General features: G+C 60.7%; 16 protein-coding genes and 1 riboswitch. Of the genes, 12 read left to right on the top strand and 4 right to left on the bottom strand.

The genetic code is table 11. The annotated features are described in order from the left end of the window. Nucleotides 1–9 precede the first annotated feature (9 nt). The 12 genes from ybeY to trpB all read left to right on the top strand — a co-directional run bounded on the left by ybeY (nucleotide 10) and on the right by trpB (nucleotide 11,606). Nucleotides 10–504: an rRNA maturation RNase YbeY gene (gene ybeY, locus Q0908_RS04100; protein ID WP_299281179.1), complete on the top strand. Its 495-nt coding sequence runs from the start codon at nucleotides 10–12 to the stop codon at nucleotides 502–504. Nucleotides 505–558: 54 nt separating this feature from the next. Further along, on the top strand, nucleotides 559–1,446 hold the full coding sequence (locus Q0908_RS04095; RefSeq protein ID WP_299281301.1) for a hemolysin family protein: 888 nt from the start codon (nucleotides 559–561) through the stop codon (nucleotides 1,444–1,446). Continuing rightward, entirely contained in the window at nucleotides 1,443–2,960 is a 1,518-nt protein-coding gene (gene lnt / locus Q0908_RS04090; protein ID WP_299281176.1) for an apolipoprotein N-acyltransferase, read from the top strand. Before Q0908_RS04095 ends, lnt begins: the two co-directional genes overlap by 4 nt. 9 nt (nucleotides 2,961–2,969) lie before the next feature. Beyond that, nucleotides 2,970–3,018: riboswitch (SAM-SAH riboswitch) on the top strand. A 3-nt stretch (nucleotides 3,019–3,021) separates the two neighbouring features. Next, nucleotides 3,022–4,203, top strand: coding sequence for a methionine adenosyltransferase (gene metK / locus Q0908_RS04085; protein WP_299281174.1), 1,182 nt, complete (start codon nucleotides 3,022–3,024; stop codon nucleotides 4,201–4,203). Nucleotides 4,204–4,306: 103 nt separating this feature from the next. Then, entirely contained in the window at nucleotides 4,307–4,882 is a 576-nt protein-coding gene (locus Q0908_RS04080; RefSeq protein ID WP_299281173.1) for a hypothetical protein, read from the top strand. A 56-nt stretch (nucleotides 4,883–4,938) separates the two neighbouring features. After that, on the top strand, nucleotides 4,939–6,321 hold the full coding sequence (locus Q0908_RS04075) for a P-loop NTPase fold protein (RefSeq protein WP_299281171.1): 1,383 nt from the start codon (nucleotides 4,939–4,941) through the stop codon (nucleotides 6,319–6,321). Nucleotides 6,322–6,632: 311 nt separating this feature from the next. After that, nucleotides 6,633–8,309: a 30S ribosomal protein S1 gene (gene rpsA / locus Q0908_RS04070; protein ID WP_299281169.1), complete on the top strand. Its 1,677-nt coding sequence runs from the start codon at nucleotides 6,633–6,635 to the stop codon at nucleotides 8,307–8,309. Nucleotides 8,310–8,622: 313 nt separating this feature from the next. Beyond that, the gene (gene ihfB / locus Q0908_RS04065) at nucleotides 8,623–8,907 is read left to right on the top strand and encodes an integration host factor subunit beta (RefSeq protein WP_299151020.1); all 285 of its coding nucleotides are present in this window, start codon (nucleotides 8,623–8,625) and stop codon (nucleotides 8,905–8,907) included. Beyond that, nucleotides 8,907–9,257, top strand: a complete 351-nt coding sequence (locus Q0908_RS04060; RefSeq protein WP_299281166.1) for a LapA family protein — start codon at nucleotides 8,907–8,909, stop codon at nucleotides 9,255–9,257. The genes ihfB and Q0908_RS04060 overlap by 1 nt, the downstream gene beginning before the upstream one ends. Nucleotides 9,258–9,262: 5 nt before the next feature. Continuing rightward, nucleotides 9,263–9,898, top strand: a complete 636-nt coding sequence (locus Q0908_RS04055; protein ID WP_299281164.1) for a phosphoribosylanthranilate isomerase — start codon at nucleotides 9,263–9,265, stop codon at nucleotides 9,896–9,898. Then, on the top strand, nucleotides 9,895–10,344 hold the full coding sequence (locus Q0908_RS04050) for a GNAT family N-acetyltransferase (protein WP_299281162.1): 450 nt from the start codon (nucleotides 9,895–9,897) through the stop codon (nucleotides 10,342–10,344). Before Q0908_RS04055 ends, Q0908_RS04050 begins: the two co-directional genes overlap by 4 nt. A gap of 14 nt (nucleotides 10,345–10,358) precedes the next feature. Beyond that, the gene (gene trpB, locus Q0908_RS04045) at nucleotides 10,359–11,606 is read left to right on the top strand and encodes a tryptophan synthase subunit beta (protein WP_299281160.1); all 1,248 of its coding nucleotides are present in this window, start codon (nucleotides 10,359–10,361) and stop codon (nucleotides 11,604–11,606) included. A gap of 3 nt (nucleotides 11,607–11,609) precedes the next feature. On the opposite strand, the gene Q0908_RS04040 is transcribed toward trpB, so the two are convergent. The 4 genes from Q0908_RS04040 to pth all read right to left on the bottom strand — a co-directional run bounded on the left by Q0908_RS04040 (nucleotide 11,610) and on the right by pth (nucleotide 14,932). Next, nucleotides 11,610–11,978 (bottom strand): DUF2237 domain-containing protein, encoded by a 369-nt coding sequence (locus Q0908_RS04040; protein WP_299281158.1) that lies wholly within the window; start codon nucleotides 11,976–11,978, stop codon nucleotides 11,610–11,612. Nucleotides 11,979–11,983: 5 nt separating this feature from the next. Further along, a complete protein-coding gene (locus tag Q0908_RS04035) occupies nucleotides 11,984–13,153 on the bottom strand; it encodes a serine hydrolase (RefSeq protein ID WP_299281156.1) in 1,170 nt (389 codons plus the stop codon). 64 nt (nucleotides 13,154–13,217) lie between these two features. Continuing rightward, complete coding sequence (locus Q0908_RS04030) at nucleotides 13,218–14,252, bottom strand: DUF2332 family protein (RefSeq protein ID WP_299281154.1); 1,035 nt, start codon at nucleotides 14,250–14,252, stop codon at nucleotides 13,218–13,220. Continuing rightward, nucleotides 14,249–14,932 (bottom strand): aminoacyl-tRNA hydrolase, encoded by a 684-nt coding sequence (gene pth / locus Q0908_RS04025; protein WP_299281153.1) that lies wholly within the window; start codon nucleotides 14,930–14,932, stop codon nucleotides 14,249–14,251. The genes Q0908_RS04030 and pth overlap by 4 nt, the downstream gene beginning before the upstream one ends. Nucleotides 14,933–14,961: the final 29 nt, after the last annotated feature.

Raw genomic sequence — 14,961 nt, 5'->3', positions numbered from 1 at the left:
GTCCGACATATGACACATGGCATCGACATCCTGATCGAAGACGACCGCTGGCAAGATGCGGACCTTGCCGCAGCGGCGACGCGTGCCATCAATACCACCCTGGATCATCTCGACATACCGGGGGCCGAACTCTCTGTGCTGGGTTGCGATGATGCACATATCGCTGCGCTGAATGACACATTCCGTGAAAAACCAACGCCGACAAACGTGCTCAGCTGGCCGGAGACAGCGCTTGGCCCGGATGCGGACGGGGATGCGCCGCACCCGCCGCAGACCGACCCAAGCGGATCGGTCAGCCTTGGGGATATCGCAATCGCCTATGACACCTGCGCGCGCGAAGCAGAGGCGCAGGGCAAACGCTTGTCGGACCATGTGACGCATCTGATCGTGCATGGCACGCTGCACTTATTGGGGTATGACCACATCCGTGATGCGGACGCGTCACGGATGGAAGCGCTCGAAGTCGAAATACTTGGCATTCTGGGCGTAGCTGACCCATATTGAGATGGATCAAGGCACTCCCTGATGTTCGGGGCTGCCACAATTGGACAGGAGCCAATGGGCGAAAATGACGGATCGTCTGACGCGGCGCAGCGCGCGCAGTCAGACAATGACACTACCAAAACTGCCGCATCGGGCGGATTTCTGGCACGCGTGATTGGCGCACTCAGCCCGGCTGATACCTCGGAAACCTCGCCCGAAATCGCCCCCCCTCGACCTCAAAGCCACGGGATGATCAACCTGCGCCGCATGCGGGTCGAAGATGTGGCCGTGCCATCTGCCGATATCACGGCAGTGCCTGACACGATCACCCTTGATGAACTGGTCGGGGTCTTCAAGGAAAGCGGCATGACGCGCCTGCCCGTTTTTGAAGGCACGCTGGACACCCCCCTTGGGTTTGCGCACCTCAAGGACATCGCCCTCAATCACGGGTTCAACGGCGACGCGCGGGATTTCGATTTACGCGCCCAATTGCGTCCGCTGCTCTTTGTACCGCCATCGATGACCATCGGGGTCTTGCTGACCAAGATGCAGACCGAACGGCGCCACATGGCTCTCGTGATCGACGAATATGGGGGGGTCGATGGTCTGGTCACTATCGAAGACCTGATCGAGCAGGTCATCGGCGAGATCGAAGATGAACATGACGTCAACGAAGGTGTGTTGTTCAGCCGCGAAAAGCCCGGCTGCTATCTGGCGCTGGCCAAAACGCCGCTGGATGATTTCGAGTCCGAAACGGGCACCTCCCTGACCACCCATGATGATGTGGACGAAGAAGAGATCGACACCCTTGGCGGTCTGGTCTTCATGCTGGCGGGCCGCGTGCCCGCACGCGGTGAGGTCGTGCCGCACCCTGACGGCGCGGAATTCGAAGTGATCGATGCCGACCCGCGGCGCATCAAACGGTTGCGCGTCCGTCTCAACGGGTCGGAGCCCGCTGCGTGACATCCCCCGTTGCGCGGCTCGGGGTCTGGCCGTTGTGGGCGCAGCTTTGTCTCGCCCTGTGCGGCGGGGCAGTGGGGGCGCTCGCCCATGCTCCAAATGATCTGACACCGTTCATCCTGTTGCCGATGCTGGCCGGATTTGCACTGCTGCGCGCGGCTCAGTCGAGCCCGCGCGCGCTGATGTTCGGGTGGGCCTTGGGCTGGGCGTATTTTGCGCTGACGCTCAACTGGATCACAGAACCCTTTCAGGTCGATGCGGCCACAACCGGTTGGATGGCCCCTTTTGCGCTGATGTTGCTGGCGCTCTTGCTTGGCGCGTTCTGGGCGCTCGCGCTGGCTTTTGCCAAATGGGCGGGCGGGCGCGCTTGGATGTTGGTGGTGGCGTGGACCGGGGCCGAGATGTTGCGCGCCTATCTGTTCACGGGTTTTCCCTGGGCCATGCTGGCGCAAACACTGATTGATGTGCAGATCGGGCAAGCCCTGGCATGGGCCGGGCCGCACGGGATGACCGCTGCGCTATTGGGGGCCGCGGGGCTTGTCATGTCGACACAACGCCTGTTTTTGAGTGCGGCAGGGGCCATTGCGGCCACGATTGCGGTGCTGGTTCCGGTGATCCAACCCCCTGATACCCTCACCGACCACACCGTTCGGCTGGTCCAACCCAACGCGCCTCAAACCGAAAAGTGGGACCCGGCGCGCATTCCCGTCTTTGTAAACCGACAGATCGAGGCCACAGCAGCGGGGGAGGTGCCGGATCTTGTGGTGTGGCCCGAAACCGCGCTGCCTTACCTTTTGGAAAACGCCACCCCTGTGCTCGAGGCCGCAGCCCAAGCGGCGCGCGGTGCTCCTGTGGTGCTGGGGATCCAACGGCGCGACGAGGATGGGGGCTATTACAACAGTCTTGTGGTGCTGGACGCGGTAGGGCAGGTCGCCCAGACCTATGACAAGCATCACCTCGTGCCGTTCGGAGAGTACATGCCCTTCAAGTGGCTGTTCCGCAATATCGGCATCCGTGCGTTGGCCGAACGTTCGGACGCGGGGTATATCGCGGGATCGGGACCAGGGTTGCTGGATTTCGGGGCGCTCGGGGCCGGACTGCCCTTGATCTGTTACGAGGCGGTCTTTGCGCATGATGTGGGCAGCGCGCCAAGTCGGCCTGCGTTTTTGATGCAGCTCACGAATGATGCGTGGTTTGGGGCGCGATCCGGTCCACAACAGCATTTGGCGCAAGCCCGGATGCGCGCCATTGAGCAGGGGCTGCCGATGATGCGCGCCGCCAATACCGGCATCTCTGCAATGATCGACACACGCGGGCGGATCACCAAGGCACTGCCCTTGAACACGGCGGGCTTTATCGATGCGCCATTGCCCGGCCCGCGCGCGCCGACGCTTTATGCGCGGACGGGCGATCTGCCTTGGGTCGTGCTGGTGCTTGCAGGCCTGATCGTGGCTGTGTTGCATCGCGCCCGAACTCGGCGCACGCAGCGCATTGACGGCATCCCACCTTCCGCGTAACCGGGTCCACGCTCGTCGCAACGGCTTCCTGACGCGACGGGGTCACATTAATGGAGCATATATGTCCCGCAAAAATTACACTTTCACCTCGGAATCCGTTTCCGAAGGTCACCCGGACAAGGTCTGTGACCGAATTTCGGATGCCGTTCTCGACGCATTTCTGTCGCTGGAACCCGAGGCGAGAGTCGCCTGTGAAACCTTCGCCACCACCAACCGTGTGGTGATCGGGGGCGAGGTGGGTCTGAGCGATCAGGACAAGCTGCACACCTATATGGGCAAGATCGACGAGATCGCGCGCGCCTGTATCAAAGATATCGGCTATGAGCAGGACAAGTTCCACTGGAACACCTGCGAAGTTACCAACCTGCTGCACGAACAATCCGCACATATTGCTCAGGGCGTGGATGCGCGTGCGGACAAGGAAGAAGGCGCAGGCGATCAAGGCATCATGTTTGGCTATGCCACCAATGAAACGCCCGAGTTGATGCCCGCCCCGATCCATTACGCCCACGCCATGCTGCGCCGACTGGCCGAAGTGCGCAAGGACGGCACCGAACCGGTGCTTGGGCCGGACGCGAAATCCCAGCTTTCGGTGCGTTATGAGGATGGCAAGCCTGTGGGTGTGAGTTCCCTTGTCTTGTCCACACAGCACTTGGACGAAGACCTCACCAGCGCCGATATTCGCGCCATTGTTGAGCCCTATATCACCGACGTCCTGCCCGATGGCTGGCTGAGCGCCGACACCGAGTGGCACGTGAACCCCACGGGCAAGTTCGTGATTGGCGGCCCGGATGGCGATGCGGGCCTGACGGGGCGCAAGATTATCGTGGACACCTATGGCGGGGCAGCTCCGCATGGTGGCGGCGCGTTCTCGGGCAAAGACCCGACCAAGGTCGACCGCTCAGCCGCATATGCGGCGCGCTATCTGGCCAAGAACGTCGTGGCGGCGGGGTTGGCGGAACGCTGCACGATCCAGCTCAGCTATGCGATTGGGGTGTCCAAGCCCCTGTCAATCTACTGCGACACGTTTGGCACAGGGCAGGCCCCCGATGCAGAGATCGAAAAGGCAGTCGCCAAGGCGATGGACCTTACGCCACGTGGCATCCGCGAGCATTTGTCGATGAACAAGCCGATCTATGAGCGCACGGCGGCCTATGGCCACTTTGGCCGCGCGCCTGACCCAGATGGTGGGTTCAGCTGGGAACGCACCGACTTGGGCGACGTGCTCAAATCCGGCCTTTGACGGGCGCAGGACACCTGCGCCTTACGCACTGATCACCAAACGGTGCTTGGAAATTGAGGCGGGGCTGGCATAGCTTTTCATCATCCCGATGAAAGGTTCTGCCATGCCCCGCCTCTTTTCTGTCCGTGTCCTGCTGATCGCCGCGCTGATCGGGGCGGGCAGCCACGGCCTGTCCCAAACCGAAACGCCCGAGGCACCGCCCCCCGAGCCCGAGGTCGTGCTGGAACCGCCCATGACCATGGCACGCATGGCCGAGATCATTCAGGCCATCGATCCCGAGGCATCCGCGGCGGGCAATGCGATCCAGTTCACCCTCGACGACATTCCGGTCATTGTGATCGCTGACCCGCGCGCCAATCGAATGCGGGCCATGGTGCCGATCCGCTCGGCCGAGGGGCTGGCGGCGGACGAGCTGATGCGGCTCATGCAGGCCAATTTCGACAGCGCGCTCGACGCGCGCTACGCAGTGGCGCAAGGGCGGCTGTGGGGTGTGTTCATCCACCCGCTGTCATCGCTGGAAAAAGACCAACTTCTGTCGGCCTTCATCCAGACGATCAATGTGGCACGCACCTACGGGCAAACCTATTCAGGTGGCGCGACCGTGTTCGGGGGCGGCGACAGCAACGGGATCTATCAGGAGTTGTTGAAAGAACTCCAAGAACTGGGCGAAGAGATTTAACCCCTCGCACCCATCCTCAACCCATGGTTAAGTCGGCCAAATAACCAAGGCCGCCCATGACTGATAGCGCTGACCTGCTCGGGTTTGATGAACTCGCCCAGACCTACACGAACCTGATCACCTCGCTTGACGACAGCCGCACCATTTCGATCGAGGCGGGGTTCGGGCGCGGCAGGACACATTTTCGCAAGCAATGGGCGGACTTGCTGCGCGGGCAGGGCGAGTTGGTGTTCGAGATCGACGCGCAACGCTCGGATCATTCGGGCGATCCCGTGGTGACGTTTCTGGGCGCGTTGGTTGGAGGTTTGCCCAAATCGCAAGAAGCGCAGGCCGCGACAGTTTTCAAGGCGGCGAAGCGAGTGGGCGCGACCGCGCTTCGTTCAACCGCGCGCGCCGTTCTGAAAAGCGGGGCGGAAGAGTTGATCGAGATGGCCGAAGAAGGATTGAATGGTCAGATTGAGGGATTTGACGCGCTCCAGTCTGCCGTCAACGATTTGGGTGACGGCATGTCCAAACAGGCGGCGGCTTTGATCGGGACACAACTCGCTGCCGAGCAGGTGCGTGAAAAGGAATTGCCCGATCAACTCAATGCGCTGCACGCGGCTTTGACCGACGGGTGCGACAGTGACCGCGTGATCATCTTCATCGATGAGTTGGACCGCTGCCATCCTGACTACGCCATCGCGCTGCTTGAGGCGATGAAGCTGGTGTTCGATCATCCCGGCTTCATTTTCGTGCTGTTTGTGAATGCGGACTATCTGGAAAACCTCGCCGCACACCGATTTGGCGGGTTCAGGGAAGGGGAGAAATACCTCGATAAGTTTGTGGATATTCGACTGGGGTTGCCGGTGAGTGATGAGCAGTTGAGTGCGGCGGTTGAGCAGTTGGCGCTTGAGTTGCCGCTGGCGATTCCGTTTGGTGATCATCAGGAATTCTCGGTCGAGAGAGCGGCAAATCTGGCTGGTGAAATCGCTCCGACAAGTGGACTTTCAATGCGCCAGATAAAGGCGGTGCTGCTAAAAGCTGAATTGGCGTGTCGGTGCTACGGCAATGAGCCGTTGGACCTGCCGCTTCTGGTGGCTATGGCATTTGTAAGCGCATCGCCAACCGAAAATAAGGTGACCCTGAAGGCATTCGCTTCCAAATTGCCGCGAGTGTCTTTGACGCCAACCAGATGTAGCAAGCTTCTGGAAAGAGCCGTTCCCCGACCATCTGAGTGGCAGCAAGTCTTTGATATGAATGAAATTCAACAACTCTTACAGAATGAGCTAACTGAGATGTGCCATTTGCACGCAAGTATGATAGCGCCGCAGGAAAACCGGTATGAAAGCAGATCCCACCGGGTCCCTAAATATCTCGCCCCCCACTACATCCCCGACCACGAAGCCAAACTCGACGCTGTCTATAAGATGCAAGCGGGAACCGAAAAAGACGTCTGATCCTTCTTCATTTCGGCAAATAAACCGCGGGGGAGGCCGCAAGGCCGGGGGCGGAGCCCCTTAATCTGCCGACTTACGCATAGAACCACCCAAACCCTTGCCCTGCCACGCGCAACCCGCTATACGCCCGCACGTCGCCAAGGTGTAAACACCAGAACTGACAATGATACAGGCAGGGTCGGACTTCATCCGGCCCTCTTTGTTTTGTTTGGACCCGACCGACACCCTCGCCCCAATGGGCATCAACTAAGACCGGCGGAGACAACCGCACGGCCCGATAAAAACAGATATAGTTAGGAAAACGACGCCACATGGCTGATAAAATGATGGAGGAATTCGAAGCCCTCCTGCAAGAAAGCTTCGAAATGGACACGCCCGAAGAGGGGTCTGTTGTCAAAGGCAAAGTGCTCGCGATCGAAGCGGGTCAGGCCATCATCGACGTCGGCTACAAGATGGAAGGCCGTGTCGAACTTAAAGAATTCGCAAATCCCGGTGAAGCCCCTGAAATCGCCGTCGGCGATGAAGTGGAAGTCTTCCTGCGCTCGGCTGAAAACGCCAAGGGCGAGGCGGTTATCTCGCGCGAGATGGCACGCCGAGAAGAAGCCTGGGATCGTCTCGAAACCGCCTATGCCGGCGAAGCCCGCGTCGAAGGCGCGATCTTTGGCCGTGTCAAAGGCGGCTTTACCGTCGATCTGGGCGGTGCCGTGGCGTTCCTGCCCGGCTCGCAGGTTGATGTGCGCCCCGTGCGTGACGCAGGCCCGCTGATGGGTCTGAAACAGCCCTTCCAGATCCTCAAGATGGACCGCCGCCGGGGCAACATCGTGGTGTCGCGTCGTGCGATCCTCGAAGAATCCCGCGCCGAACAGCGCGCCGAAGTCATCGGCAACCTGACCGAAGGCCAGACGGTCGATGGTGTGGTCAAGAACATCACCGAATACGGGGCCTTTGTGGACCTCGGCGGTGTGGACGGTCTGCTGCACGTCACCGACATGGCATGGCGCCGTGTGAACCACCCGTCGGAAATCCTGACGATTGGCGAGACGATCAAGGTGCAGGTCATCAAGATCAACAAAGAAACGCACCGGATCTCCTTGGGCATGAAGCAGCTGCAGGAAGATCCATGGGATCTGGTGGCCGCCAAGTACCCGCTGGAATCCAGCCACACAGGCCGCGTGACCAACATCACCGATTACGGTGCCTTTGTTGAGCTTGAGCCCGGTGTCGAGGGCCTCGTCCACGTCTCCGAAATGTCTTGGACCAAGAAGAACGTGCATCCCGGCAAGATCGTATCGACCAGCCAGGAAGTCGAAGTCATGGTTTTGGAAATCGATGGTGCCAAGCGCCGCGTGTCCTTGGGCCTGAAACAGACCATGCGCAACCCATGGGAAGTGTTTGCAGAAACGCACCCCGAGGGCACCGAAGTCGAAGGCGAAGTCAAGAACATCACCGAATTCGGTCTGTTTGTTGGGCTTGAGGGCGACATCGACGGCATGGTTCACCTCTCCGACCTCAGCTGGGACCAGCGCGGCGAAGAGGCCATTCAGGACTACCGCAAGGGCGACATGGTGCAGGCGGTTGTGTCCGAAGTGGACGTCGAGAAAGAGCGTATCTCGCTCTCGATCAAAGCCATCGGTGGTGACAAGTTCGCCGAAGCGGTGGGCGGCGTGAAGCGCGGCTCGATCGTGACGGTCGAAGTGACAGCCATCGAGGATGGTGGGATCGAAGTGGAATATGAGGGCATGAAATCCTTCATCCGCCGCTCGGACCTCAGCCGTGACCGCGCCGAACAGCGCCCCGAGCGTTTCTCGGTTGGTGACAAGGTTGACGTGCGCATCACCAATATCGACGGCAAGACCCGTCGTCTGGGTGTGTCAATCAAAGCGCGCGAGATCGCCGAAGAAAAAGAAGCCGTGGAACAGTATGGCTCCTCGGACTCCGGTGCATCGCTTGGCGACATCCTTGGTGCGGCTCTGAAAACCGAAGACTAAGGGTCAGTCATCACATAACTGATTTAGGAAAGGGGCCCCGATGCGGGCCCCTTTTTGCATCTGTGTGCAGGCCATCCAGCGCCCCGAATCACGCCACCGTGATGCGCCGGGCGCGGTCTTGGCCGTTGCCGCCTGACGGGCCTTTGACGCTGAAAAGGTGGCTTTCATCGCAATCTGCACGGCATTGAGGGGGTAAAAACCCGCTTAGACCAACGGCTTCCTATTCACGAGGCGCATTATTCTTCCTATAGTCCGCTCTACAGATACGAGAATTTAGACCTGCCCACGCGGGGCGTCCTATGGGGGTATTGCCATGATCCGTTCCGAGCTGATCCAAAAGATCGCTGACGAAAATCCACATTTGTATCAACGGGATGTGGAGCGGATTGTGAACACCATCTTTGACGAAGTGACCGATGCCATGGCACGCGGTGACCGCGTCGAGCTGCGCGGCTTTGGCGCGTTCTCGGTGAAAAAGCGTGATGCGCGGGTTGGACGGAACCCAAGGACGGGTGAAACAGTTTCCGTAGAAGAAAAGCATGTGCCATTCTTCAAGACCGGCAAACTGTTGCGGGATCGTCTGAACGGGAAAGCCTGATGCGCTACATTCGCTACGTCTGCATCGCTGTATTTGCGGTGGCCCTTATTGCTGTTGCCTTGGCCAATCGCGGCCCGGTGACGCTCAAGCTGCTACCCAACGAGATCGCAGGCCTCTTTGCCGTTACACCCACCATGGAACTGCCCCTGTTCGTGGTGATCTTTGGCGGTATCCTGACGGGCCTGCTGGTCGGGTTCATTTGGGAATGGATGCGCGAATACACGTTACGCGCCGAAAACGCCCGCAATGCCCGCGAAGTGCGCCGTCTTGAGCGTGAGGTTAAACGCCTCAAGGCTGAAAAGCACGAAGGGCAGGACGACGTTCTTGCTCTGCTCGACGAAGCCAGCTGATCCAAGTGCCCTCCGTATCGGTCAAGATTTGCGGCCTCAGCCGTCCTGAACACGTGACTGCGGCTGCGCAGGCAGGTGCGAAATATGTCGGCTTTGTCTTTTTCGAAAAATCCCCGCGCAATGTGTCGCTTGAGGATGCCCGGGCTCTTGCGCTTGACGTGCCCGTGGGCGTGGCCAAGGTCGCGCTTGTGGTCAATGCCGATGATGCGTTTCTGGACGCGCTGACCGAAACGGTCCCCCTCGACATGCTGCAGCTTCACGGCTCCGAAACGCTCGAGCGTGTGGCCGATGTCAAGGCGCGCTATGGCTTGCCGGTGATGAAAGCGGTGGGCGTGGCGGACGCCTCTGACCTGCCCAAGCTCGACGCCTATGCCCGCGTAGCGGATCAGATCCTTGTGGATGCCAAACCGCCAAAAGGCGCTGACCTGCCCGGCGGGAACGGGTTGGCCTTTGACTGGACCCTGATCGCGGGCCGCCGCTGGCCTGTGCCATGGATGTTGGCCGGTGGACTGACAGCCGAAAACGCTGCCGAAGCGGTGCGGCTCACAGGTGCCAACCAACTCGACATCTCCTCTGGTGTTGAAAGCGCGCCCGGCGTCAAGGACAGTGACCTGATCCGCGCCTTTATCGCCGCCACATGAGCATTCGCTTTCGCGTTGCAACAAGGGTCGACGTGCCCAAGATCCTTGCGCTTTATCAGGATGACACGCTTGGTGCCGCGCGCGAGGGGGCAAAGATGGAGCGTTACCTTGCCGCCTTTGACGCGATCCAAGTCGACCCCGACAACACGCTGATTGTGGGCGAACGCGAGGGCGCGGTGATTGCGACCTATCAACTCACGCTAATTCCCGGCCTGACGCTGCGGGCCACCACGCGGGCCCAGATCGAAGGGGTGCGCGTGCGCTCGGATTTGCGCGGGCAGGGGCTGGGGGCGGCCATGATCGCAGATGCCGAAGACCGCGCCCGCGCTGCGGGATGCACTCTGTTGCAACTGACCATGAACGCGAGCCGCACGGACACGGCGCGTTTCTATCAGCGGCTCGGCTTTACCCCCTCTCACATCGGGTATAAACGCGATCTGACCTGACCGCGGAGGCCAAGATGGCAAACGACCTTTTCAACTCTTTCATGACAGGCCCGGATGAAAACGGCCGCTTTGGCGATTTTGGTGGCCGGTTCGTGTCCGAGACGCTGATGCCGCTGATCCTTTCGCTTGAGGAAGAGTATGAGAAGGCCAAGACCGATGACAGCTTCTGGGCCGAGATGGATTTCCTATGGAAGCACTATGTGGGGCGCCCCAGCCCCCTTTATCACGCCGAACGGCTGACCGAACATCTGGGCGGTGCCAAGATCTACATGAAGCGCGACGAGTTGAACCACACCGGCGCGCACAAGATCAACAACGTGCTGGGGCAGATCATCCTTGCGCGACGTATGGGCAAAACCCGGATCATTGCCGAGACCGGCGCGGGCCAGCACGGGGTGGCGACGGCCACGGTTTGTGCGAAATTTGGTTTGAAATGCGTCGTCTATATGGGCGCGCATGATGTCGAGCGCCAAGCGCCCAACGTGTTCCGCATGAAACTGCTCGGGGCCGAGGTTGTGCCCGTCACCTCCGGGCGCGGCACGCTCAAGGACGCGATGAATGACGCGCTGCGCGATTGGGTCACAAATGTGCGCGACACGTTCTATTGCATTGGGACTGTCGCAGGGCCGCACCCCTATCCGGCCATGGTGCGCGATTTCCAAAGCATCATCGGCAAGGAAGTCCGTGGCCAGATGGAAGAGGCCGAAGGGCGGCTGCCCGACACGCTGATCGCCGCCATTGGCGGTGGGTCGAACGCGATGGGGCTGTTTTTTCCTTTCCTAGACGACAAGGATGTCGGGATCATCGGGGTCGAAGCTGGCGGCAAGGGCGTGAATGCGAAGATGGAGCACTGCGCCTCGCTGACCGGCGGACGCCCCGGTGTGCTGCACGGCAATCGCACCTACTTGTTGCAGGACGAGGATGGGCAAATCCTCGAAGGGTTCTCGATTTCGGCGGGCCTCGATTATCCCGGCATCGGCCCCGAACACGCGTGGCTGCACGATATTGGGCGCGCCGAGTACGTCTCGATCACCGATAAAGAGGCGCTTGAGGCGTTTCAGCTCTGCTGTACGCTCGAAGGGATCATTCCCGCGCTCGAACCCTCCCACGCGCTGGCCCACGTGATGAAGATCGCGCCTGATCTGCCGTCGGATCACATCATCTGCATGAACATGTGCGGGCGGGGTGACAAGGATATCTTTACTGTCGCACGCGCGCTTGGGTTCGATATGTCCGGCCCCGAAGGGCGCAATGTCGAGTAACGCCTAGCCAGCGTATTGGCGCAACACCTCAAGGCTGACGATATCAAGCGCGCGTTTGTGCGTCGCCTCGAGCGACACTTTGGGCGCACATCCTTCGTCATGGGCCTGCAGGAATCGCGCCGCGCACAGACACCAGTGATCGCCGGGGTTCAGGCCCTGAAACCGGAACTCGGGGCGCGGTGTGCTGAGGTCATTGCCCACATATTTCGAGAACGCCAGAAACTCCGCCGTCATGATCGCGCAGACCGTGTGGCTGCCTTGATCGGCGGCGCAGGTGTTGCAGTGCCCGTCGCGAAAGAAGCCCGTGACCGGGTCCATGCCGCAGACGGTCAATTCGGTGCCAAGCACGTTGACGCTGTCCTCAGGCTCCATGCGCTTTACCCCTTTGCGGCTGCGACGATCTCGCGGAACATCTCGATATTGGCCTCGCTCACGCCGGGCTCGCGGAACTTGCGATCCGCGCCGGTGGTAACGATGACAACGCCCGCCTGCTGATCAATATAGATATACTGCCCATAGATGCCACGGCCCATGAACTGACCCGGCGCGGAGCCCAGGGGGATCCACCACTGATAGCCATAGCCGATCTCGCCCGGGGCCGTCGGTGCGCTTGGGCGGGTCGAGGTCGCGATCCAGTCTGCGGGCACGATCCGCTCGCCCTGCCACGCGCCGTCTTGCAGGATCATCTGGCCGAACCGGGCGTAGTCGCGCGTCGTGATGTTGAGGCCCCCAAGCACGAAGGCCACGCCGACCCCGTCCGTCAGGTAGAGCGGCGAGTGTTCGAGCCCGAGCGGTTCGATCAACTTCTCGCCCATCAGATCGGGCACGCTGCGCCCCGTTGCGCCCCGGATCACCATGCCAAGCACATGCGTGTCGATCGAGGTGTATTTCCATTCCTCACCGGGTGAGATGTACGTCTCGGTGAGCCCGGCGGCGAAGTCGTCCATCTTGCCGCCGAGCGCAAGAACCCGGCCCATCCGGTTGATATCGCTGTTTTTATCAAGGTAATCCTCGTCAAAGGTTACCCCGCTCGACATCTGCAAGACGTTGCGGATGGTGGCCCCGTCATAGGCACCACCCGTCAACGTCGGCGCGTAATCCGTCACAGGCGCATCCAGCGAGGTAATCGCGCCCTCATCGACCAGAATGCCGAACAAGGCGGACAAATAGCTTTTGGCGACCGACCAGCTGATGCGCAGATCGTCCGCCTCGGTGCCCTGGTAGTAGGCTTCGTGAACGATAGCACCGTTTCGCAGCACGAGAGCGGAGGTAACGGTTCGGTCAGTAACCCAACCGGGATAGCTCGCGGGCATATCCAGTGGCGATCCGACAGGCAGGGGGCTGACGGGCCTGTCGCCCTTGGGGATAATCTGGTGGAGGAATGCGCTCTGCATGTTGGAGAAATTGGACACAATGCGATCGGCGTCGAATAGCGAATTGACGGCGAGCAGGCGCGTGACTTCCTCGCGCTTCCAGAATCCGACCACAAGGGCCGCGACTATCAACGCCGCACCGATCCACAGCATCCATTTCCCGACGTTTCGCATATTTCATCCTCCGCTGCGGCGAACTAATCCACAGAGCGCGTGTGGGTGCAATCCATCCCTTGGGTCAGCCCGCCCACCTGATCCAACGGCCATGGAAATCCGCGCGCCCCAGATTGAGCGTCAGATCGCCGGGCCACAGCCGCAAGGTCAGCGCCGCACCCACAGCGCCTGTTCGGTCGCCATCCGTTTCCATTTGCATCCACGCCAGCGGCGTTTCGGGCGTCGCGCGCGCGCCTGCGGCCTCGATCATGGCGGTGCCGCGTGCCTGTGCTTCGGTTGGGAAATACTGCCATGCGACCGTGTGCTGGATCATGTGCATGTGCCCTTCAGGCACGGCCTCAAGCCGCGCCGTCAACCACTGGATCGCGTCGCCTTTTTCGACATGCGCGGTCAGGACCGACGCCGCCGCACGCGTCAATTCAAGACGGTGGGGCTGATCCGCCCAGAGATAGGCGCTGAGCCTTAGCAGGTCGTCAGAGTGGCCTGGAGTCAAGGGATTAAGGTCCACACCTAACCTGTCCACAACCACAGGGGACGTCGCGGGGGGCAGCGCACCCTCCCATTCCGGTGTCAGAGTCAACACGAGGTCATCGGCCCCGAAAGCCCCCTGCGAGGTCGCCACCCCGAAATGATCCCACATCAGGTTCAGCCCGCCGCTGGCACCCAATTCGGACAGGACAATAGGCCGATTGAAATGTGCACACGCCACGCGCGCCATCGCGATCAGGGCCGCGCTGCGTCGTACCTCATTGGTTTGGGGGGGCAGTCGGGTCCAATCCAGCAGGAAATCCTGATGCGTTTTCAAGGCTGATAGAACCGCCGCTTCAAGCGTTGCATTATCCGCCGCATTGGGCGGGTAGGCCGCAATTAACCCGTCATCCATCCCTTGCAACACCAGTGCATGCAGCCCTCCGGTGATGCGCAACGGCAGGGAGTGACCCGCCGGGCCGATGTCGCCGGAATAGGCGGCCATCGCCTGGCCAAGCGGGCTCGTTGCGTCCCAATGCTTTGCAAGGATCGACAGGACCCGCCCCATCAAGGGCGACCCCATCCTTTTGCATGTGTCAGCCTGATCGCGAAAGGCCTCGGTCAGGCTCATGTGAACCGATCCATCAGCTTTTGCAGGGCCGAGCGGTCGTCAGGTTTCTGCACAGGCTCCGGTGTCGGGGCGGGAGGCTTGGTCGCGCCCTTCTGTCCCGTGCCCGAGCGGGGTGGCGTAACCCGCAGCCCGACTGCATTCATGAACTTTGCACCGTCGCCGACGGCCAGATAAGGCGCGCCATCAGAACAGCCGCGCATCACGTCATCGAGCCAGTCCGCATCGGCCTTGGGAAAGTCGCGCAGCACATAGCCGGGCACCGCATCCTTGTGCCCCGGATGCCCCACACCAAGGCGCACACGTGCATAATCGGGGCCGATATGAGCATGGATCGAGCGCAACCCGTTGTGACCCGCATGACCGCCGCCGACCTTCCATTTGACCTTGGCCGGGGCGAGGTCGATCTCGTCATGCAGAACGACCACGTCCGCAGGCTCCAGTTTATGAAACCGCATGGCCGCGCCCACACTGTCGCCGGATTTGTTCATATAGGTCTCGGGTTTCAGCAACACCGCGCGGTCCGATCCAAAGCGCCCTTCGGACACGACGCCCTGATGCTTGGATTTCCACGCGGGAAAGCCGTGGTCCGCAGCGATCCGGTCCAGCGCCATGAACCCGATATTGTGCCGATTGTGTGCGTATTTCGCGCCCGGATTTCCGAGACCGACAATGAGTTTCATAAGATGCTCCGCCACTTTGCTGCCGTGCA

It is taken from the genome of uncultured Tateyamaria sp. (genome assembly GCF_947494755.1).
Taxonomy (GTDB): domain Bacteria; phylum Pseudomonadota; class Alphaproteobacteria; order Rhodobacterales; family Rhodobacteraceae; genus Tateyamaria.
The sequence above is the reverse complement of the archived record's forward strand: the minus strand, read 5'-3'. Positions and strand labels throughout refer to the sequence as shown.